Here is a 21,219-nt window from a genome sequence, read left to right as displayed (position 1 = left end):
TTTCATTTGCATTGAGCAGAGAGCGCTTAGGTAAAGAAGTCTCTGTGATTGATCAATCAAAAATGCAGCGAGTATAGCCGTATTATCGAAGAAGTCAGGACGAGGGTCGATACTTACGCTACTACTTGAGTGATGTTTTATGTATTCTGGTTATTCACCAAAGAGTTCAACACATGATCGCGCCAGACACCATTGATTTTCAAATACGATTTTGCCAGCCCCTCGCGTTCGAAGCCTAATCTTTGCAGAACGGCAGCGCTGCGCTTATTTTCCGGCATGTGGTTTGCCATGATGCGGTGCAGACCTTGTTGAGTGAACATATGTTGAATCGCCGCTCGCAGAGCCTCGGTCATATAGCCCTGGCCCTCGTATTGCGCTGCCATTGCGTAGCCGAGATGACAGGCTTGAAAAATACCACGTACGATGTTGTTGAAGTTGCAGGCACCGATCATTGTTGAGTCATTTTTTTTGAAAATGGCAAGGAATACGGCTTGTCCTGATTCCATGCTGAGCCAGTTGCTGGTGAGCCTTTGCTGACATTGCTCCAGGCTAAAAAAACTTTCGTCTCTGACCGGCTCCCAGGGCGCGAGGTGTGCGCGGTTCCTTACTAAAAAATCTTGCAGCACCGGAGCATCCTCAGGTGTCAAAGTGTGCAAGTCCAGACGTGCAGTGCTTAATAAAATCGATGACATTGATGGTATCCGCTGCAAAAAACTACAAAAATTTCAGGCCAGCGATGCCGGCGATGATCAGCCCCATGCAGATCAGACGTGTTACCGTTGCGGGGTCGCCAAACAGGATGATGCCCAGGATGACAGTGCCAACTGCACCAATACCTGTCCATACAGCATAGGCGGTTCCTACCGGCAGAGTTTTCATCGCGATGGAAAGAAGCCAGACACTGGCGGCCATTGCGGCTATTGTTCCTATTGATGGCCATAGGCGAGAAAAATTGTCGGTGTATTTCAGTCCGATTGCCCACACGACTTCAAGCAAACCCGCGATGAATAAGATGAGCCAGGCCATGAGTTTCAGTGATTGAGCGAATAGAAAAAAAGAAATTTCCTGCTAACCAGATGCCGTTGATCCTTGAGTTAGCAGGAGCTTAGTTTTGTATGTTGTTTTTGTATGCCGGATGGCCTGATGCATGTTTTATGAGTGCTTAACCAGTGTTTGATTGATGGTTGAACGATGCCCTGTCAATACTCGGTCAATAATCGGTCAATACGCAGACTCGGGCCGAATATCGACAATCAAATACAGAGATTATTGTGCGCTGGCAGCTTCGTCAAGCATCGACACGCCAGGCAAATCGCAAGCCAGTACGGCTTGCCGGATCGCCTCGATTGCCGCTTGGCGGGTAAAGCTTTTGCGCCACGCGATGACTACGCGACGGTTGGGCACAGGCGCACTGAAAGGGAGATAGCGCAGCATACCGTCTTTGGTATCCAGATCAGGTACCGAAGCCATAGGCAGAACAGTGATGCCGATACCGGAGGCGACCATATGACGGATCGTTTCTAAAGACGAACCTTCAAAGCTGCGCGCAATGCCGTCACCCGCAGTGGAGAAACGTGCCATTTCTGGGCAGACTTCGAGCACCTGATCCCGGAAGCAGTGGCCGTTGCCGAGCAGGAGCATCGTTTCGGATTTCAGTTCCTCGGTAGAGACTTCGGTACGGTCGGCCCAAATATGATCGCGCGGCGTGGCAACCACAAAAGGCTCATCGTAGAGTGCTTGCACCATCATGCCCTGATCGGGTAAGGGCAATGCCATGATCGCGGCGTCCAGTTCACCCTGACGCAATAATTCCATCAATTTGACAGTGAAATTTTCTTGCAATATCAGCGGCATTTGCGGCACTTGCCTGATCATTGTCTTGACCAGCGTGGGCAATAAATACGGTCCTATCGTGTAAATCACACCGAGGCGGAATGGACCTGCCAGCGGATCTTTATTCTGTTTGGCGATTTCTTTGATGGCTGCGGTTTGTTCCAGGACGCGCTCGGCCTGGGCAACAATCTGCGCCCCCAGTGGTGTCGTCGAGACCTCTGTACCGCCGCGTTCAAAAATAGTGACGCCCAGTTCTTCTTCGAGTTTTTTAATGGCGACGGACAAGGTCGGCTGCGCGACAAAACAAGCTTCGGCCGCATGACCAAAGTGCTTTTGGCGGGCTACTGCAACGATGTATTTTAATTCTGTGAGTGTCATGTTGCTAGTGTGGCACAGACTTTTGCCAGCGTCAGCAAGTGCATCATCATGTTTTGTTTAAATCAGTAAAAATAGGGGGAGTATTTTAAAATCACTAGGTAAATAGTGCAGATAAAGACATGAATTGAAGGGTACTATAGGGGAGTATTAAATTTTTTAACTTGTTTAAAAGGCAAAAAATACCGCGATTTTTTCAGATATTATGTGTGTTGTCCGGTTTAGAAATACATACTACCAACACCCATGATGTTACATGAGCACTTATCCGTGCTTGTCCGTCAGCCATACCCAAAGTGCTGTCTGAATGCCGTCGGTCTATTACCGGCTAACTTTTGACGTCCTTCTTTGCATACGGCTTCCCATACCGCCTCATCTACACCAAAACCAGCTCTGTAAATGTACCGTCATTCCCTTACAGCCTCATGGAGAGTCTCGGATGATGTCATGACGGTACCGTGTCAGAATAGCTCGATCCGGTTTTACATCTTGCTCATGGCACGAGTTAATTCTGCGTGACCTTGCGCTGTGCCGCTTTCCGGTACGATGTCGCCGTCGCGGTTTTTGATGTCTGCCAGTTGGGCTGCCAGGCGCTCTGGTGCGTCATCGCCGCGGCCGATCCATGCACCTTGTGTCAGTGTGATATGCGCTGCCTCAAAGCTGCCTGCGCCGGCGCACAGGATGGTGCGGGTTGGCGCACTTTCTGCTGCCAGAACCAGCATCGCCGGGACGACATCCGATGGTTGCAGGGCTTGCAGCATTGCTTCCGGGAACAGGCTCTCTGTCATGCGGGTTGCGGCGGTCGGTGCCAGACTGTTGACGCGGATATCGTTTTTCGCACCTTCTAATGACAGGGTTTGCATCAGGCCAACCAGCGCCAGTTTCGCCGCGCCGTAATTCGATTGACCAAAGTTGCCGTACAAACCGGAAGAGGAGGTCGTCATGACAATGCGACCGTATTTTTGTTCCGTCATGATGGGCCAGACAGCTTTGCAGCAATTGACCGCTCCCATCAGATGTACATCGACCACCATTTTGAAATCATCCAGCTCCATCTTGGCGAAACTCTTATCACGCAGGATGCCGGCATTATTGATCAGGATATCGACCCGACCCCAGGTATCCATCGCCTGTTTGACCATGGCCTGTACCGCGACGAAATCTGTGACGGAGGCACCGTTGGCAATCGCTTCGCCACCGGCTTGTATAATTTCTTCAACCACCGCCAGGGCGGCGGCGGATGAGCCGCCGGAACCGTCGCGCGCACCGCCGAGATCATTGACCACGACTTTGGCGCCGCGTTTGGCCAATGCCAGCGCATGTTCACGACCCAAACCACCACCCGCACCTGTCACGATGGCCACACGGCCTTTGAAATCGATCGTCATGTTTTACCTATTAATAAAGTGAATAAGAGAGTGAAAAGAAAGCGGAACGTGAAGCTGACATAAAAAAGTACGACTATTCTATTTTAATTTGATAGCCAGAATGACTCAGCTCGCTAATTTTTTTTGCATCATGATTGCGCCGCCCATTGCCGGATCCAGTTCATATCCGGCGAAACCGAGCGTTTGATAGATACCTTTCGCGAGATGATTTCCCTCCAGAACTTCCAGCGTCATTTTGCAACAGCCGCGCTCCAGGGCGATCTGTTCGATGTGCTTCAGAATCAGTTTAGATAACCCCAGGCCACGAAATTCATCCAGTACACCAAGATCATGAATATTCAGCAAAGGCTTGCAGGCAAAAGTCGAAAACCCTTCAAAACAAATGCTGAAGCCAGCGGCTTGTCCGTCAACATAGGCAAGTACCGCATACACATTCGATCGTTTTTGCAATTCAGGAATCAAGTTGGCGGTAACAAAAGCTGACAGCGGGTCACCGCCACCCATGCGGTCGGATGCATAGGCGTTGAGCAGCATGACGAGGTCGTTTGCATGTTGGGGATTGTGCAGGTCGGCGTTGATGATGGTGTGCATGGTGAGATTTTTTATGTTTGTGTTTGTGAAATAGTTGTGGATGAATACTTGCGAATACTTGTTTTGCACTCGCTATGCCTCAAGCGGTGGCGAGTAGTAATGTACTGCGTTTGAATCGTAAATAAGCAGATCAAACCCGTAAAAATTCTTCTTTATTCCCCATCCAGCGTTGTAGATGGGCGTCTACCGTCGGGGTGTCATGCTGGAGTAAATCGATGGCCAGATTGCGGGCTTTTTCGACCAGCCATTGATCAGTTTCCAGGTTGGCGAAACGCAGCATGGCTTCACCCGACTGGCGTGCGCCGAGGAATTCGCCGGGGCCGCGTAACTCCAGATCTTTTCTAGCGATTTCAAAACCATCGGTACTCTCGCGCATGGTCATCAGGCGCTGCTTCGCCGTGCCGCCCAGTGGTCCTAAATATAGTAGCAAACATACGCTGGCTGCGGCGCCGCGACCGACACGGCCACGTAATTGATGGAGCTGTGACAGGCCGAAACGCTCGGCGTGCTCAATCACCATCAGGCTGGCGTTCGGCACATCGACACCGACTTCAATCACCGTGGTCGCGACCAGTACCTGCACTTCATTTCTGGTAAAAGCATCCATCACGGCCTGCTTCTCCGCCTGTTTTAAGCGGCCATGTACCAGGCCTACCCGCAGATCGGGCAATGCGGCACTCAGCATTGCATGGGTATCGGTTGCTGTTTGCAATTGCAGGGTTTCGGATTCTTCGATCAGAGGACATACCCAATACACTTGCTTGCCGTCTTGCGCTGCTGCGTGCACGCGCTCGATGACTTCGTCGCGCCGATTCTGATCGACGACACGGGTTACGATCGGTGTGCGTCCCGGCGGCAACTCATCAATCACCGATACTTCCAGATCTGCGTAATAAGTCATTGCCAGGGTGCGCGGAATCGGTGTGGCAGACATCATGAGCTGATGCGGGATTTTTCCGGCCTGTGCTTTATTGCGCAGAGTGAGGCGCTGTGCAACACCAAAGCGATGCTGCTCATCGACGATGACCAGACCGAGATTAAAAAATTGCACCGCATCCTGGATCAGGGCATGTGTGCCAATCACGAGCTGTGCTTCGCCCGAGGCGATCATGGCCTGCGCTTTTTCTTTGTCTTTTTTCTTCAGGCTGCCGGTCAGCCATGCGGTTTTGACGCCTAATGGTTCCAGCCATGCAGCGATCTTACGAAAATGCTGATCCGCCAGAATCTCGGTCGGTGCCATTAACGCAGCCTGATAACCGCTATCAATCGCCTGTGCCGCAGCCAGCGCAGCGACGATGGTTTTGCCGCTGCCGACATCACCCTGGAGCAGGCGCTGCATAGGGAAACTCTGTTTCAGGTCGCTGCGGATTTCTGCCAGCACGCGTTCTTGGGCGCCGGTGAGTGTGAAGGGTAGCGTCATCAAAAACGCATTGCAGAGTTCACCAACGACAGGCAACGCGGTCGCGCCTTTTGCTCTGCGAGTTGCTTGTGCCCGTTTGAGTGAAAGCTGCTGTGCCAGCAGTTCATCAAACTTCATCCGCTGCCAGGCCGGATGCTCATGTTCGATCAAACTATGCTGATCGGCATCGGGCGGGGGATTGTGTAGCAAGCGGACGGAAGCTTCAAAACTCTCTAGCTGTAATTCTGCGAGCAAGGCTGGCGACAGTGTGTCTTGCCATTGCACCTTGGTCAGCGCGGTTGCGATCGCCTTGCGTAGCATGGTTTGCGACACGCCTTCACCGGCGGGATAGACCGGCGTCAGCGCGGTGGGCAGCGGTGCGCCTTCGTTGACCATCTTGTAGCTCGGATGCACCATCTCTGCACCGAAGAAGCCGTGGCGCAATTCGCCACGCGCCCGCACCCGCATGCCAACTGCCATCTGCTTGGTCTGGCTGCCGTAGAAGTTTAAAAAGCGCAGCACTACTTGCGCCGTTTCATCCGCAATCGTGACGACCAGTTGCCGGCGCGGTCGATATTGAATATCACATTCCGTCACGACGCCTTCAATTTGCACCATACTGCCACCGCGAAAACTGGCGTCATGCATGCTGGTGATTGCAGTCTCATCCTCATAGCGCATCGGCAGATGCAGGACAAAATCCATCTCTGAGCGTAAACCGAGTTTGGCGAACTTGTCGGCCAGCTTATTGACAACGAGCTTGGCTGCGCTCTTGGACTTGGTGTCAGGGGCTGCACCAGATGCGGATCGCTTACGCGCCTTGCCAGATGCAACGGGCATCTCGGTCATATCGGGAGTGTGTGGACTCAATGGAGAAGGAGCAGGCATAAGGTAGAATGCTGGGTTTTCTGTTCGTCTGATTGGTTTGACACAAGGACTTACGCATTGCTGCTGTAGACTGCTACGGCGTGCTTCATGAAATGGAATGATGCCATTCTACTGTTTTTTTATACAGTGTCTAGCGCGAAGTTTCATTGAGGTGTGAGATTGTTGCCGTTTTAGCTGTTTTTAGGGGTTTCCTAAACTTTGTCCGCAATGTTGATGCGGGTTTTGAGCCAAAAAGCCTTGCAAAGCCGCATGAATACTGTGTGTTTGTTTTTAAAAATTTCTTTTAGACGTTTCTTTTTTACCTGACCGCTTTTACTTATTGCATCGCATGTCTACCCTGACCCTGAGTGATTTTGATTTTGATCTGCCCGAAGAATTGATCGCGCAAACCGCCTTGCCTGACCGCACGGCATCACGTTTGCTGCATGTTGATGGCGACCGTCTGATCGACCGGCATTTTGCCGATATTGTCGAGCAATTGTCGGCAGGCGATTTGCTGGTATTTAACGATACCCGCGTACTCAAGGCGCGTTTTCATGGCGTCAAGGAAACCGGCGGTAAGGTCGAAATGCTAGTCGAGCGCGTGATCAGCAATACGGCTGACGAGCATATCGTGCACGTCCAGTTGCGAGCTTCCAAGTCGCCGCAGGCAGGTGCAAAAATTCGTCTGGCAGATGCCTTTGATGTGGTGGTCGGCGAGCGTGCCGGTGAATTTTTTACTCTGCATTTTCCTGGCGATGTATTTGAGTTGATCGAGCAATATGGTCGCCTGCCTTTACCTCCTTACATCAATCACGAAGCCGATGACTTTGACGAACATCGCTATCAAACGGTGTACTCACGCGTGCCTGGCGCGGTTGCGGCACCAACGGCTGGTCTGCATTTTGACCAGGCTTTACTTGACCGTTGTGCGGAAAAAGGTATCCAGTTTGCCTATGTGACTTTGCACGTCGGTGCTGGCACATTTCAGCCCGTACGTACCGAGAATTTGGCGGATCATGCCATGCACAGTGAGTGGTACACCATCTCAGAAGCTACGGTCGATGCGGTGCGCGCCACGAAGGCCGCCGGTAAATCCGTAGTCGCCGTCGGCACCACCAGCATGCGTGCGCTGGAGTCTGGTTCGCAATCGGGCAGTTTGCAGGCCGGTAGTGATGACACCCGTTTGTTCATTACGCCGGGCTATGTTTTCAAGACCGTCGACAGGCTCATCACCAATTTTCATTTACCAAAATCAACCCTGCTGATGCTGGTCTCCGCCTTTGCAGGCTATGATCGCATCCGTGCAACTTATGCTCATGCCATTGCCAGTCGCTATCGTTTTTTTAGTTATGGCGATGCGATGTTGTTGACGAATACCTCTGGGCAGGAAGAGCCAATCACCGGCCCTCTGGAATAGATTGTTTGAGGTTGAACAATCCGAGAATCAGTGAGCGACAACATACGCATCACTGGTTCACACAAATTTTTGGTGCGCGCGGCGCACCCTACGATGCACTTTTATTTTTAGGTCTGTAAATCCTATGCTTGAATTTCAATTAATTAAAAAAGACAAAACCACCGCTGCCCGTCGCGGTCGCGTCACCGTCAATCACGGTGTGATTGAAACGCCGATCTTTATGCCTGTCGGTACCTATGGTTCTGTGAAGGCGATGTCGCCGCTGGAGCTGAAAGAGATTGATGCCCACATCATTCTCGGCAACACCTTCCATCTGTGGCTGCGTCCGGGTCTGGACGTGATCAACAAGTTTGGCGGGCTGCATGACTTCATGGGTTGGGATAAACCGATATTGACTGACTCAGGCGGCTTTCAGGTTTTTTCTCTGGGTGCCATGCGTAAGATTACCGAAGAGGGCGTGAAGTTTGCGTCACCGATTAGTGGCGAGCGCCTGTTTTTATCGCCAGAGATTTCCATGCAAATTCAGCGCGCGCTGAACTCCGATATCGTCATGCAGTTCGATGAGTGCACACCGTATGAAATCGACGGTCGTCCGGCGACGATAGAAGAAGCAGCAAAATCCATGCGTATGTCGCTGCGTTGGGCGCAGCGTTCCAAAAACGAGTTTGACCAGGGCGGCAATCCAAATGCCTTATTCGGCATCGTGCAGGGCGGCATGTTCGAGCATCTGCGTGACGAATCATTGGCTGGTCTGAATGACTTGAATTTCCACGGTATTGCGATTGGTGGCTTGTCGGTCGGTGAGCCGAAGGAAGATATGCTGCGTGTACTGGCGCATGTCGGACCGCGTTTGCCCGAGAACAAACCGCATTACCTGATGGGGGTCGGTACGCCGGAAGATCTGGTGGCCGGTGTTGCCAATGGTATCGATATGTTTGATTGCGTCATGCCGACCCGCAATGCGCGCAATGGCTGGATATTCACCCGTTACGGCGATGTCAAAATCAAGAATGCCCGCTATAAAGAAGACAAAGCACCGCTTGATGAAACCTGTACCTGCTATGCGTGCAAAAATTTCTCACGCGCCTATTTGCACCATCTGCACCGCACCGGCGAAATTCTCGGTGCACGTCTAAATACGATCCACAATTTGCACTACTACCTGGAACTGATGAAGGGAATCCGTCAGTCTTTGGATGATGACCGTTTCCCGGAATTCGTCGCGCAATTCCATGCTGATCGTGCTAGAGGAGTCTAATGATGTACCTTCATAAAACAAATACATATCGCCACGCACTGACCGCTTTATTCAGTGTAGCAGTCGTCTTGTTCGCGCCGCATCAGTCATCATATGCCGATGCCGAAGTAGCCAAAGTCACCGACGCGACTCAGTCCGCGCCGGCAAAAGGTCTGATGTGGGAAATCAAGGCAGGTCAGAAAACCGCTTATTTGCTGGGATCAATCCATCTGGCTAAACCGGATTTTTATCCGCTGACAACGGCGGTAGAAGAGGCGTACGCCAAGTCGAAGATTCTGGCAGTCGAGGTCGATGCGACGGACCAGAAAGCAATTGCTAAAGTCATGCCGCAGGTTATATATAAAGCGCCGGATCAGTTAGACAAACATATCTCGGCTGAAACCTGGGCAGAACTGAACAAGGTTGCTGGTCCCGCCATTACACAATTACAAATGCTTAAGCCCGCCATGGTCAGTACCGGCTTAGTCGTCGGTGTCATGATGGGGCAGGGCTATCAGCCGCAGGCCGGTATTGACGTGTATTTTCTGAATCGTGCTAAAGCAGATAAAAAGAAAATTCAGGAATTAGAAACACTGGCGTTTCAGATAAAAGTATTAACCGACTTCAGCGATAAAGAAGGCGATGAAATGCTGGCATCTACCCTCAAAGGTATCCAGAGCGGCGAAGCGGTCAAAGAAGCAGAGAACATGGTTGCTGCCTGGAGATCCGGTGACGCACCAGCCCTAGAAAAAATCCTCGACGACCTCAATAACAAAGACGCCGCCTCTGCCAAGATGATGAAACGTTTACTCGACGACCGCAATGTCGGCATGAGTGAAAAAATCATTAAATTGATGAATGGCGGGCAGCCGGTTTTTGTGGTTGTGGGGGCGGGTCATATGATTGGTAAAAACAGTATTCTTGATATTTTGAAGAAGAAGGGTTTTCAGATTAATCGCGTTGAGTAGGTAATGTTTTGGTTTGACTACTTTCTAGATAGAACTCTCAACTTGACTCAAGTCGAATTGCCTTAGTTCCAGACGATTACTCGACGATTATTCGTCTCAAAATCTGGCGTGTCGTGTCACTGCATTGCTGCAGTGAGTGGTATATAGAAGTTTTTAATGAATGTAGCGAAATAAAATAGAGACATGATAATTTTCTCTAACCGAGTTCACTTAACTTACGTTAAAAAGGCTGACAATGTTTTGTCAGCCTTTTTTATGAGTCAAGAATAATCAGTATTAAATTCAATCGTCCTCAGAATCACTACCGTCGTCTTTCACTTTTTTCATACGCTCAATATCGAGTTTCGCTTTCATTGCACTGACATTTTGCATGAGCTCGTCGGTACTGTGATCGGGACTGATACGTATTGCGGGTGGCAGGAGCACACTCATAAATGCTTCACCAGAAAGTCGGCCCAGTTTTTGTTCATTGCTCATCAGGATCAGGCTGGAACTTAATAACATTAACAGCGCTGAGACGCCCGCGAGGCGTTTGGGATGATGTGGTTTGATCGTGAGCAGGTGAAAAAACAGCATGGTGCATGCGGCCATGACATACAAATGCACAATATAGCGGCTTAGCCAGTCGAGCGAGAAGGCGTAAGCAATCACGCTGAGACCGAGTTCCAACAGCGTCAGCGCCGTTATGCCTGCACCGAAAATAAACAGATGACGACCGAAGCGCGGGTGCTGGGCAAATAAGCGATTCGCAATTGCCCAGAGTCCGCTCCACACCAGGCCACCGCCCAGGATATAGGCGATTGCCTGGACATAACTGATTGCCTGCAATGGTTTGGTATCGGTTTGCCAGGTGGAGTAAATCGCAAACAAGGCGATCAGGAACGTACCGATCATTCCTGGTACAAAACCTTCCCAGGTGTGCCGGGTGCGGTCGGGTACTTCTGGCGCGACGGTAAAACTCGTGTCGCGTATGCGTATGCTTGTGTGCCCGAGACGGATCACGGTATTGCCATTCAGTGCGATGGTCGATTGACGTTTCTCCGCCTGGATAATGCCGTTGAGGCTGCCGGTATCACGTGCACATAATTGTGCCTCGCTGTTGAGTTCGATGATCGCATGGTGTGCCGCGATATGTGCGTCGTCCAAAATCACATCATTATCGTAAGCGCGTCCGATGCGAACCGGCAGTGTCTGAACCTGATGACGCTGTATGACATCACCATTGCGTGCCAGGATTTCGATGAAATAAGGGGCGCTCATTTTTTGCTCCCGCGTGACATCGCATCGAGGAAGTTGCGTGTCGTCTTCAAGCCGTTTTCGTAGGAGACGCCGGTCACATCGACACGGCTCTGCAAGCTGGCTTTGGCTTCATCCGTGCTGGCAGTAAATAAAGTGAAGTTATACAAGCCGACAAACTTGCGGTAGGCTCGGACACAGAGCACCGCGCGCAACGGCAGGGTCTTGGTCGTGACAAACTGCTCAGTACACGAGGCACTGGTCAACTGACTGTCTTTGCGGGAGCCCAAGTTATTCGCTTTGAACATACGACTTGCCAGAACCGAGAAACGCAATGTGTCCAGAGTCTTGGTGGTGACATACTGATGCCCCATCGAGACATGCCCGGTCTGTTGCGAGTCAGAGATAAAAATAGCCGATTCCATTTTGCAGTTGATACTGTCGACCGTAAATCCCACTTCGTCTTTGACGTTGGAATGCCCCCAGCAGCGTACCTGATCCGATTCTCTGACGGGAACTTGATAGGGCCCCATCGTCTTTTGCGTGAACGGAGCATCGAGTAATCTGGCGATCATACCGCGCTGATGTTCCAGCAACTGGTCGCCGATCAGGGGATTAAAGTCTTTAGGCGCTTTGCTTTGCTTCGCCACTTTTTTGAGTAACTCTTGTCCGTATTTGATCGGCACTAAAAAACTTACCAGCTCGCCGTCCAGGCGCTTGGATACATTGACGCCGGCAACCGCACCATCGACATTGACACTGGGGCCGCCGCTCATGCCGGAATTGATGGGGCCGGTGAACATCAGCTGGTCATAAAAACTGCGGGTAATGACACCGTTATAGGAGCCTTCTGAAATCGCAAAGCCCAGATCCAGAGGATTGCCGAGTGAATACAGGTATTGTCCTTGCGTCAGCGGCGCAAGCGTATCGGGAATCGTGAAGAAGCCAGTACCGTTGCGGTTGATCCTGACTACAGCCAGATCATGCAGCACATCGACCGCCAATAATTCGACGGGGCCGCGCTTACCTTCGGTGTCTATGTATTCACCGACGTACACATCGGGATCAAGTGCCATTTGCGACACCACATGGTAATTCGTCAGCACCAGATTGCTGGTGCCAATCAAAAATCCGGAGCCGACCGAGGACTGGCTGCGCGCATTTTTCAGCAACATGCGGATTTGTAATAAGTCGGCTTTGGCAGCGGAATATAGTTTCTGCGCGGTGGACGAGGGGGGCTGACGCACCTGACTGGCGTCACTTTCACTGCTAGCCTGAGCCGGTAGTGTTATCTGAGGTGCCGCCGAAACCTGGTGTGAGGCCGTCAAACTCGCTAGACTGATCAGGCAGGCACTCCACATTGCCGGTTGTATGAATCGCATGCTATCTTTCGTTAATATATTTTCATTAATATTGCCGCTAGCATAACTTAATTGAGCATTCCTGTATGTGGTACCGAGTGAATTACAGTCAAACTCAGTGCGGTAATCAGGATTATGCTGCCATACAAATGTCGCTTAACTACCTGATTTGTGCAGGATTTCCACAAAATCTGCCCGGCAGCGGTTTAAATCTTGATTGGCCGGACATCGTCACCATACTAAAACCTAGCAATCACGCTCTCCAATGCTAGAATGTGGCGCTTTGCGATCGTTGGCAGACTCTTTTAATTGGTATTTTTGTCACCATTTGATGACCTGATGTCGATTTATTCTTGCCTTGCAGATAATTATTAAAATTTAAGGAATTTCAACGTGTTTATTTCCAATGCTTATGCGCAGTCTTCCCCTCTTGGCGGTAGCGGCGATCTGATGAGTTTTCTGCCTATCATTTTGATGTTTGTGGTGCTGTACTTCTTGATGATACGCCCGCAAATGAAGCGTCAAAAAGAACAAAAATCCATGATGGAAGCATTGGCGAAGAACGATGAAGTCGTTACCGCTGGCGGTGTCTTGGGCAAAGTGACTAAAGTGACTGACGCTTATGTCACTATCGAAGTCGCGAATGGCACTGAAATCGTTGTGCAAAAAGTGGCCGTTACCATGTTGCTGCCTAAGGGCACCATCAAAGCGATCTGATCCTCTGATCCGGCGCAGCCTGCAATCAGGCTGCGTTGCTCATTCAGCCCAGCTTTACTCTTATTCTGAACCGATATGAATCGCTATCCTCTCTGGAAGTATCTTCTCATTGTCATCGCACTGGTATTTGGTGCGCTGTACACCGCGCCAAACTTCTTTGGTGAATCACCTGCCTTACAAATCAGTAGCACCCGTTCTACGGTAAAAATCGACAGCAGCATGGTCGACCGTGTTGATCAGATCTTGAAAAAAGAGGCGATCGCTTCGACTAGCCTGACCTACGAAAATAACGGTGTTGTCGGTACAGTGCGCGCACGTTTCAAGGACACAGACGACCAGTTCAAAGCGAAATCGGTGATCGAAAAAGCATTGAATCCAGATTTGGCGGAAGCCACTTATGGCGTAGCGTTCAATCTGTCGCCAAACACGCCGAAATGGCTGCAGAGCTTGCATGCCTTCCCTATGTATCTGGGCCTTGATTTGCGCGGGGGCGTGCATTTTCTGATGCAGGTTGATACCAAGGCCGTATTGAACAAGCGCTTGCAAGGTCTGCAATCCTCAGTGCGTACGGTATTGCGTGATAAAGAAGTCCGTCATGCAGGTATCTCTCGTGATGGTGATGTGATCAATGTGAAATTCCGTGATGCAGAAACGATGACGAAGGCAATCAATGTCATCGGCAATCAGATGTCGGATGTGAATTTTGTTGATACCAAAAATGCCGACAACACCGAAATTAATCTCCAGGTCAGCCTAAAGCCGGAAGCATTAAAAGCCGCAATGACCGAAGGTGTAAAACAAAACATCACAGCCTTGTCCAAGCGCGTGAATGAACTCGGTGTAGCAGAACCTATCATCCAACAGCAAGGCGCAGACCGCATTGTCGTTGAGTTGCCAGGTGTGCAGGATGTCGCCCGTGCGAAAGAAATTATTGGTCGTCAGGCGACACTGGAAGTGCGTCTGGTTGATGAAAGCGTGATTGGTGTCGTTGATGACAGCACCGCCGTGCCTTTCGGTTCTGAAATGTTTAAAGTTGGTCGCGGTGGTCCCGCAATTCTGTACAAAGATCCTGTGATCACAGGCGATTATATTTCCGGTGCGTCAGCAAGTTTCGATCAGCATCAGCAACCAGCCGTGAGCATTGATCTGAATGGCGATGGTGGTCGCAAGATGCGTGAAGGTACGCGTGGCAAGATCGGTAAAAAAATGGCGATCGTCTTATTTGAAAAAGGTAAGGGCGAACTGTTGACGGTAGCGACGATTCAGGATGAACTCGGTTCCCGCTTTAATATTACTGGTATGGGCTCTACTTCCGCCTCATCGGATCTGGCCTTGTTGTTGCGCGCCGGTTCTCTGGCGGCACCGATGGATATTATTGAAGAGAGTACAGTTGGTCCTCAGCTTGGTGTTGAGAACATCAAGAAAGGGCTGAACTCAACACTTTATGGCTTCATCGCTATTGGTATTTTCATGGCAGCGTATTATTTGCTGTTCGGTGTGTTCAGCGTCTTGGCGTTGTCGGTGAACTTGTTGTTGCTGGTTGCTATCTTGTCTTTATTGCAGGCTACACTGACACTGCCAGGTATGGCGGCGATTGCGCTGGCTCTGGGGATGGCGATTGATGCGAACGTATTGATTAATGAACGTATCCGCGAAGAGTTGCGTGCCGGTAGTACGCCGCAGGCAGCGATTGCCACGGGTTTTGATCGCGCATGGGCGACGATTCTCGATTCCAACGTGACGACTCTGATTGTTGGTCTGGCCTTATTGATGTTTGGCTCCGGTCCGATTAAGGCATTTGCGATTGTGCATTGCCTGGGTATCGTGACGTCAATGTTTTCTGCGGTATTTGTCTCACGCGGTGTCGTTAATCTCTGGTACGGACGTAAGAAAAAACTGAACTCGATTGCGATCGGTCAGATCTGGAAACCGACCGAATAGTTAACGACTCAGCAGCGATCAGAATATAAGGATTCATCATGGAATTATTCCGTATTAAAAAAGACATACCGTTCATGCGCAATGCGCTGATCTTCAATGTCATCTCGGCACTCACATTTGTTGCTGCCGTGTTTTTCCTGTTGCACAAAGGCTTGCATTTTTCCGTCGAATTTACTGGTGGTACTGTCATGGAAGTGACGTATCCAAAGGCGGCGAATGTAGATGCGATTCGTAAAACCGTGGATAGCCTTGGTTTTACCGATACGCCGGTGCAGACGTTTGGTAAGGCACAGGATGTTGTTATCCGTTTGCCCTTGCCTAAAGATGGTAATTTTCAGCAGCAAACTGATCGTGTTTTACAAGCATTGAAAACACAAGATCCGGAAGTGAAATTGCAACGCACGGAGCTCGTCGGTGCACAGGTCGGTGATGAGCTTGCTCATGATGGCCTGATGGCCTTGCTGATGGTGATTGCAGGCGTCGTCGTCTATCTGGCAATCCGCTTTGAATGGAAATTCGCGGTTGCTGCGATCATTGCGAACTTGCATGACGTGGTCATCATTCTGGGATTCTTCGCTTTCTTCCAGTGGGAATTTAATCTGTCGGTATTGGCAGCGGTACTCGCGGTGCTCGGTTATTCGGTCAATGAGTCAGTGGTTATTTTTGATCGTATTCGTGAAAACTTCCGCAAACAGCGCAAGATGTCGGTGACAGAGGTGATTGATAATGCGATTACCAGCACGATCTCGCGTACCGTCATTACTCACGGTTGTACTCAGATGATGGTGTTGTCGATGCTGTTTATCGGTGGCCCGACTTTGCATTATTTCGCGATTGCGCTGACCATCGGTATTTGCTTCGGTATTTATTCTTCTGTGTTCGTTGCAGCTGCGATTGCAATGTGGTTGGGCGTTAAACGCGAAGACCTGATCAAGCCGATTAAGGAAAAAGACGAGACCGACGGCGCCGTTGTGTAAATCTACATAAGCCAGATGCGTCAATCATGCAACTGAACCGAGTTGCATGTAACGAAAAGTATTAAAAGTCAAAGCCAGCCTGTATGCTGGCTTTTTCTTTGTTAGCATTACACATTGCGATATTTCTGAGACAAGCGGTTTTGACAAAAATCTTGTTGTTCAACAGAACGAAACCATCAAATCTTTGTCCTAGCCACGTACGGTAAATTAGCCGCTCATTTGGTTGCGTATGTTGTTGCATGTCTCGGCGCATATTTTATGCACATGTGGCCTTTCATTCGCAGACCCAAAACCTCATTATTCTCATCAGAACAAGACATCGTCGGTATACCATCAAGGCAAACAAGTATGAGCAAATTAAAAACGACCGTTATCGTATTGGGCATTGCCGCTATTGCAGCAGGCGGTTATTACAAGTGGAGTGCTGGTAAAGCGGATACCGCTGATAAAGCAGCAAAAGCAGCCGGTGCCGGTAATCGTCCAGTCAGTGTGACGACAGCCATTGCACAACGGCGTGACTATCCTGTTCGCCTGAGCGCTAACGGCATTGTGACTGCACTCAATACGGTTGATATTCGTTCCCAAATTACCAGTACCGTTGCTAAGGTGCATATTAAAGAGGGGCAGTTTGTGCGTGCGGGCGAGTTATTGTTCACACTGGATAGCCGTCCTGATGAAGTGAATCTGGCCAAGGCACAAGCGCAACTCGATAAGGATCAGGCGTCGCTGGCTGATCTGCAGCGCCAGTTAGCGCGCAGCAAGGACTTGCTCGATAAAAAATTTGTTTCACAAAGTGTGCTTGATACCAGTCAGACCCAGGTTGATGCCCAGCTTGCCGTGATTGCCTCGGATCGCGCTGCTGTGAATGCGGCCAAGGTGGCACTGAGTTACAACCGTATCGTTGCACCTGCCGCCGGACGCACGGGTGTGATCAGCGTTTATCCGGGATCGCTGGTGCAGGCGAATACTACGGCGACGCCCTTGGTCACGATCACTCAGATGGATCCGATTGCCATCAGCTTCCCGCTGCCTCAGCGCAATTTGCAGGACGCACTGGAGAGCATGCAACAAGCTGGCAACGCGGTGACAGCGCAATTACCAGATCGTCCTGATCAGTTCAAAGGTCGTATGCAATTCGTCGATAATGCTGTCGATGCTTCGTCAGGAACGGTGAAGGCTAAAGCGGTCTTTGATAACAAAGGATTGAAATTATGGCCAGGTGCATATGCGAACGTCGACTTAAGCGTACGCACCTTGAAAGATGCGATTGTGATCCCGATGGATGCGATGGTTGTCAGCCCTAAAGGTACCATCGTCTATATCGTCGATGCAGATGGTAAGGCTGCCTTACGTCCCGTCACTTTATTGAATGCCGCAGGTGCGGACGCCGTCGTCAAAGGCATTGATGCGGGGGCGAAAGTTATTGTGGATGGCAAGCAGAATTTGCGGCCCGGTAGTGTAGTTCGTGAACGTGCTGCAGATAGCACAGGTGCTGATAAAAATATGGCTAAAGCATCAGCCAGTGCTGCTGCGCAATCGGCTGCATCGGCCTCTTCTGATGCTGTCGGCAAATCAGCATCACCAGTCGGCGCAGTGCCAGTGTCCGCTCCGGCATCAGTTCCAGCCGCTGCATCAGCATCAGCGAGCGCATCATGAATTTGTCGGAGCTGTTTATCCGTCGTCCGGTAATGACGGTATTGCTGAATTTGTCGATTATCGTTGCCGGTGTGCTGGCATATCGCTATATTCCGATTGCCGCGTTGCCTAGTTACGATACTCCGGTGATCAGCGTCAATGCTAATTTGCCTGGTGCCAGTCCCGAGACCATGGCGACTTCGGTGGCGCTACCGCTGGAAAAACAATTTGCAACGATCCCTGGTTTGTCGGTGATCAGTTCTAGCAATACGCTGGGCTCGACGTCGTTGACGCTGGAGTTCGATCAGAACCGGAAAATTGATGCCGCAGCGGTTGATGTACAAGCCGCCTTGTTGCGCGCCCAGCGCTCGCTGCCGCAAGACATGACGTCGCCGCCGTCCTATCGCAAAGTCAATCCTGCCGATGCACCGATTCTGTTTTTGGCGCTGACTTCACCCTCCTTGAGTTTGTCCGAATTAACGAGTTATGCCGAGCATCTGATTTCACCTAGCTTATCCACTCTGGACGGTGTGGCGCAGGTGAATATTTTTGGTATCAAACGATATGCTGTACGTGTACGCGTCATGCCGGAAGCGCTGGCAGCACGGAATATTTCACTTGATGAATTGTCTGCCAGTATCCGTGCCTCCAACGCCAATACACCGGTCGGTACGCTGGAGGGCGATAAACAGACTTTGACGTTGCTCGCGAATCGCCAGTTACAGAGCGCAGCAGAATTTGCCGATCTGATCGTTAGTAACAAGGGCGGACAGGTGGTACGTTTGCGCGATGTCGCCAAGATCGAAGACAGTTTTGAGACTGTAAAATCGGCGGCGAACTTCAATGGCGAGAGCTCGATTACATTAGCGATCCAGCGCCAGACGGATGCCAATACGGTGAAAGTGGTCGACGCGATCAAGGCCGCATTGCCAGGCTATCAGGCGCAGTTGCCTGCCTCGGTCAAAATCAATCAGGTGAATGATCGCTCCGTATCTATTCGCGATGCTTTGCATGACGTGAATCTGACGTTGTTGTTGACGATATTTTTGGTTGTGATCGTGATTTTCTTATTCTTGCGCCGTATGGTTGCAACGATTATTCCTACCTTGTCTTTGCCGGTATCACTGATCGGTGCGATCAGTTTGCTATGGGGTTTTGGCTATACCCTTGATAATATTTCTTTGCTGGGCCTGACACTGGCGGTCGGCCTGGTGGTCGACGACGCGATCGTGATGCTGGAAAATATCATGCGTCACGTGGAGGCGGGCGAGCCACCTTTTAAAGCGGCGCTGCAAGGCTCGCGTGAAGTGGGTTTTACAATTATTTCGATTTCGACTTCGCTGATCGCGGTGTTTATTCCGATCTTCTTTATGCCTGGCGTGATTGGTCAGTTGTTTCATGAGTTTGCTGTGATCGTGTCACTGGCGATTGTGGCGTCGGCATTTGTGTCGCTGACGCTGGTGCCGATGCTGGCGAGCCGCTTTCTGAAAAGCGAACATGAAATGAAAGAGCCGCCGCGTTTGATTGCAGCCTTGTTGCATGTATTTGAAAACAGTTTTAACGCCTCCTTAAACGCCTATGCACGTGGTCTGGATGTCGCGCTGCGTCATCGTGGCGCTGTCTTGCTGGTGGCTCTGGCGACCTTCGTTGCGACTGCGTATATGTTCACGGCGATCCCGAAAGGCTTCTTCCCTGAAGAGGATATTGGGCAGATCAACGTGTCGACCGAGGCGGCAGAGGATACTTCTTTCCCGGCCATGGTGACCTTGCAGGATAAGGTTGCCAAGATCATCCGTGATGACCCGAATGTCCTGACTGCGACTTCATTTAACGGCGGCAGCGGTTCACAAAACACAGGCCGTATGTTTATCAATCTAAGGCCGCGCGATCAGCGTAAGCCGATGAAACAGGTCGTCGATGGCTTACGCAAAAAACTGAGTGAGGTCGCTGGTATTTCTGTCTTTTTGCGGCCAACTCAAAACTTGCAGTTAGGCGGGCGCCCGAGTAAGAGCCAGTACCAATACATCTTGCAGAGTGTGGAGGCTGGTGAGCTGAGCGACTGGTCCTTAAAACTGCAGGATAAGTTGAGGAACGATCCGGCATTTAAAGACGTCACGACCGATTCCCAGCTCAAGGGTTTGCAAGCCTCGCTGAATATTGATCGTGATCGTGCCAATGCGCTGGGTGTGGCGATGGATAGCGTGCGGTCGAGTCTGTATAGCGCATTCGGTGAGCGTCAGGTATCCACCATGTACACTAACGTGGATAGCTATCAGGTGATTATGGAACTGGCACCTGATGCGAAAAAAGATGAGAGCGCGATCAACGCCATTTATGTACGCAGCAATACGGGCGCTTTAGTGCCTTTGTCGAGTTTCGCGACGATTAAGCGCACGGTTGGCCCGACCTCAATTAATCACGTCGGTCAGTTGCAGGCGGTGACAGTATCGTTCAACCTTTCGCCGGGATCAGCGCTCGGTGATGCGACTAAGAAGATCGAGCAATACCGTGATGAGATTAAATTGCCAGCATCGATTATCACCTCCTATGGCGGCGATGCTGCGGTGTTCAAGGATTCTCAGTCAGGTCAGGTCGTACTGATTGTCGCCGCTTTATTAGTAATCTATGTTTTGCTCGGCGTTTTGTACGAGAGCTATATTCATCCGCTGACGATTCTGGCCGGATTGCCTTCGGCGGCAGTAGGTGCATTGCTGATGTTGCAGATTTTCGGTGAAGATCTGACTTTGATTGCGACGATCGGTATCTTGCTGCTGATCGGTATTGTGAAGAAAAATGCGATCATGATGATTGATTTTGCGCTTGATGCGCAGCGCCATCACGGCATGACACCGCCAGAGGCGATTCGCGAGGCGTGCATTCAGCGTTTCCGGCCTATCATGATGACGACACTGGCGGCCTTGGTCGGTGCTTTACCGATTGCTTTTGGTTTAGGCGCTGGTGCTGAATTACGTCAGCCTCTGGGTCTTGCCGTTGTCGGTGGTCTGATCTTCTCGCAAGCGATTACCTTATTTATTACGCCGGTGATTTATCTTACACTGGATCGTTTCAGTGGCAAGGGACCTATCGTCGGGGATACGCTGTAATCTGTCCTCATGCACAGCCGGTCGCTGTCGGCGTCTGGCTGTGTTGTATCTGTAGTACATAGTCATAAAATCATATACTCCCCCTTTATTTTATAAAAATAACCTTATTCCCGCGCTTTTATAGGGTGGTTTGTAAAATACAGGTAGGGAGTATCTATTTTTGAGAGGCG

General features: G+C 50.6%; 16 protein-coding genes. 8 read left to right on the top strand and 8 right to left on the bottom strand.

Annotated elements, in window-relative coordinates; all coding sequences use genetic code 11:
* Positions 1–137: 137 nt before the first annotated feature.
* The 6 genes from rimJ to recG all read right to left on the bottom strand — a co-directional run bounded on the left by rimJ (position 138) and on the right by recG (position 6,426).
* Complete coding sequence (rimJ, locus tag ACO0K3_RS05790) at positions 138–692, bottom strand: ribosomal protein S5-alanine N-acetyltransferase (RefSeq protein ID WP_422982760.1); 555 nt, start codon at positions 690–692, stop codon at positions 138–140.
* 22 nt (positions 693–714) lie between these two features.
* Complete coding sequence (gene sugE / locus ACO0K3_RS05785; RefSeq protein WP_422982758.1) at positions 715–1,026, bottom strand: quaternary ammonium compound efflux SMR transporter SugE; 312 nt, start codon at positions 1,024–1,026, stop codon at positions 715–717.
* A gap of 240 nt (positions 1,027–1,266) precedes the next feature.
* Positions 1,267–2,211: a hydrogen peroxide-inducible genes activator gene (locus ACO0K3_RS05780; RefSeq protein WP_422961856.1), complete on the bottom strand. Its 945-nt coding sequence runs from the start codon at positions 2,209–2,211 to the stop codon at positions 1,267–1,269.
* 479 nt (positions 2,212–2,690) lie between these two features.
* The gene (locus ACO0K3_RS05775) at positions 2,691–3,596 is read right to left on the bottom strand and encodes an SDR family NAD(P)-dependent oxidoreductase (protein ID WP_422982756.1); all 906 of its coding nucleotides are present in this window, start codon (positions 3,594–3,596) and stop codon (positions 2,691–2,693) included.
* Between the two features lie 105 nt (positions 3,597–3,701).
* A complete protein-coding gene (locus ACO0K3_RS05770) occupies positions 3,702–4,187 on the bottom strand; it encodes a GNAT family N-acetyltransferase (protein WP_422982754.1) in 486 nt (161 codons plus the stop codon).
* Positions 4,188–4,317: 130 nt separating this feature from the next.
* Complete coding sequence (recG, locus tag ACO0K3_RS05765) at positions 4,318–6,426, bottom strand: ATP-dependent DNA helicase RecG (RefSeq protein WP_422983174.1); 2,109 nt, start codon at positions 6,424–6,426, stop codon at positions 4,318–4,320.
* A gap of 376 nt (positions 6,427–6,802) precedes the next feature.
* On the opposite strand from recG, the gene queA reads away from it, so the two are divergent.
* The 3 genes from queA to ACO0K3_RS05750 all read left to right on the top strand — a co-directional run bounded on the left by queA (position 6,803) and on the right by ACO0K3_RS05750 (position 10,078).
* Positions 6,803–7,873: a tRNA preQ1(34) S-adenosylmethionine ribosyltransferase-isomerase QueA gene (queA, locus tag ACO0K3_RS05760; RefSeq protein ID WP_422982752.1), complete on the top strand. Its 1,071-nt coding sequence runs from the start codon at positions 6,803–6,805 to the stop codon at positions 7,871–7,873.
* A gap of 124 nt (positions 7,874–7,997) precedes the next feature.
* The gene (gene tgt, locus ACO0K3_RS05755) at positions 7,998–9,131 is read left to right on the top strand and encodes a tRNA guanosine(34) transglycosylase Tgt (protein ID WP_422982750.1); all 1,134 of its coding nucleotides are present in this window, start codon (positions 7,998–8,000) and stop codon (positions 9,129–9,131) included.
* Entirely contained in the window at positions 9,131–10,078 is a 948-nt protein-coding gene (locus ACO0K3_RS05750) for a TraB/GumN family protein (protein WP_422982748.1), read from the top strand. Before tgt ends, ACO0K3_RS05750 begins: the two co-directional genes overlap by 1 nt.
* Before the next feature lie 282 nt (positions 10,079–10,360).
* On the opposite strand, the gene ACO0K3_RS05745 is transcribed toward ACO0K3_RS05750, so the two are convergent.
* Together ACO0K3_RS05745 and ACO0K3_RS05740 are read right to left on the bottom strand one after the other, a co-directional pair.
* Positions 10,361–11,338 carry an FHA domain-containing protein gene (locus ACO0K3_RS05745; protein WP_422982746.1) on the bottom strand — a complete coding sequence of 326 codons (978 nt, stop codon included), beginning with the start codon at positions 11,336–11,338 and terminating at the stop codon, positions 10,361–10,363.
* Positions 11,335–12,696 (bottom strand): S1 family peptidase, encoded by a 1,362-nt coding sequence (locus ACO0K3_RS05740; protein WP_422982744.1) that lies wholly within the window; start codon positions 12,694–12,696, stop codon positions 11,335–11,337. Before ACO0K3_RS05740 ends, ACO0K3_RS05745 begins: the two co-directional genes overlap by 4 nt.
* A 429-nt stretch (positions 12,697–13,125) precedes the next feature.
* On the opposite strand from ACO0K3_RS05740, the gene yajC reads away from it, so the two are divergent.
* The 5 genes from yajC (at position 13,126) to ACO0K3_RS05715 (ending at position 21,049) form a co-directional block, all read left to right on the top strand.
* Positions 13,126–13,392 carry a preprotein translocase subunit YajC gene (gene yajC / locus ACO0K3_RS05735; RefSeq protein WP_422955860.1) on the top strand — a complete coding sequence of 89 codons (267 nt, stop codon included), beginning with the start codon at positions 13,126–13,128 and terminating at the stop codon, positions 13,390–13,392.
* 75 nt (positions 13,393–13,467) lie between these two features.
* Complete coding sequence (secD, locus tag ACO0K3_RS05730; protein WP_422982742.1) at positions 13,468–15,333, top strand: protein translocase subunit SecD; 1,866 nt, start codon at positions 13,468–13,470, stop codon at positions 15,331–15,333.
* 38 nt (positions 15,334–15,371) lie between these two features.
* Positions 15,372–16,310, top strand: a complete 939-nt coding sequence (gene secF / locus ACO0K3_RS05725) for a protein translocase subunit SecF (RefSeq protein ID WP_422982740.1) — start codon at positions 15,372–15,374, stop codon at positions 16,308–16,310.
* A gap of 348 nt (positions 16,311–16,658) precedes the next feature.
* Positions 16,659–17,966, top strand: coding sequence for an efflux RND transporter periplasmic adaptor subunit (locus tag ACO0K3_RS05720; protein ID WP_422982738.1), 1,308 nt, complete (start codon positions 16,659–16,661; stop codon positions 17,964–17,966).
* Positions 17,963–21,049: an efflux RND transporter permease subunit gene (locus tag ACO0K3_RS05715; RefSeq protein ID WP_422982736.1), complete on the top strand. Its 3,087-nt coding sequence runs from the start codon at positions 17,963–17,965 to the stop codon at positions 21,047–21,049. Before ACO0K3_RS05720 ends, ACO0K3_RS05715 begins: the two co-directional genes overlap by 4 nt.
* Positions 21,050–21,219: the final 170 nt, after the last annotated feature.

This window comes from Undibacterium sp. Rencai35W (genome assembly GCF_049340185.1).
In the GTDB taxonomy this organism is placed as follows: Bacteria; Pseudomonadota; Gammaproteobacteria; order Burkholderiales; family Burkholderiaceae_D; genus Undibacterium.
This window is presented reverse-complemented; position numbering and strand designations above follow the sequence as displayed.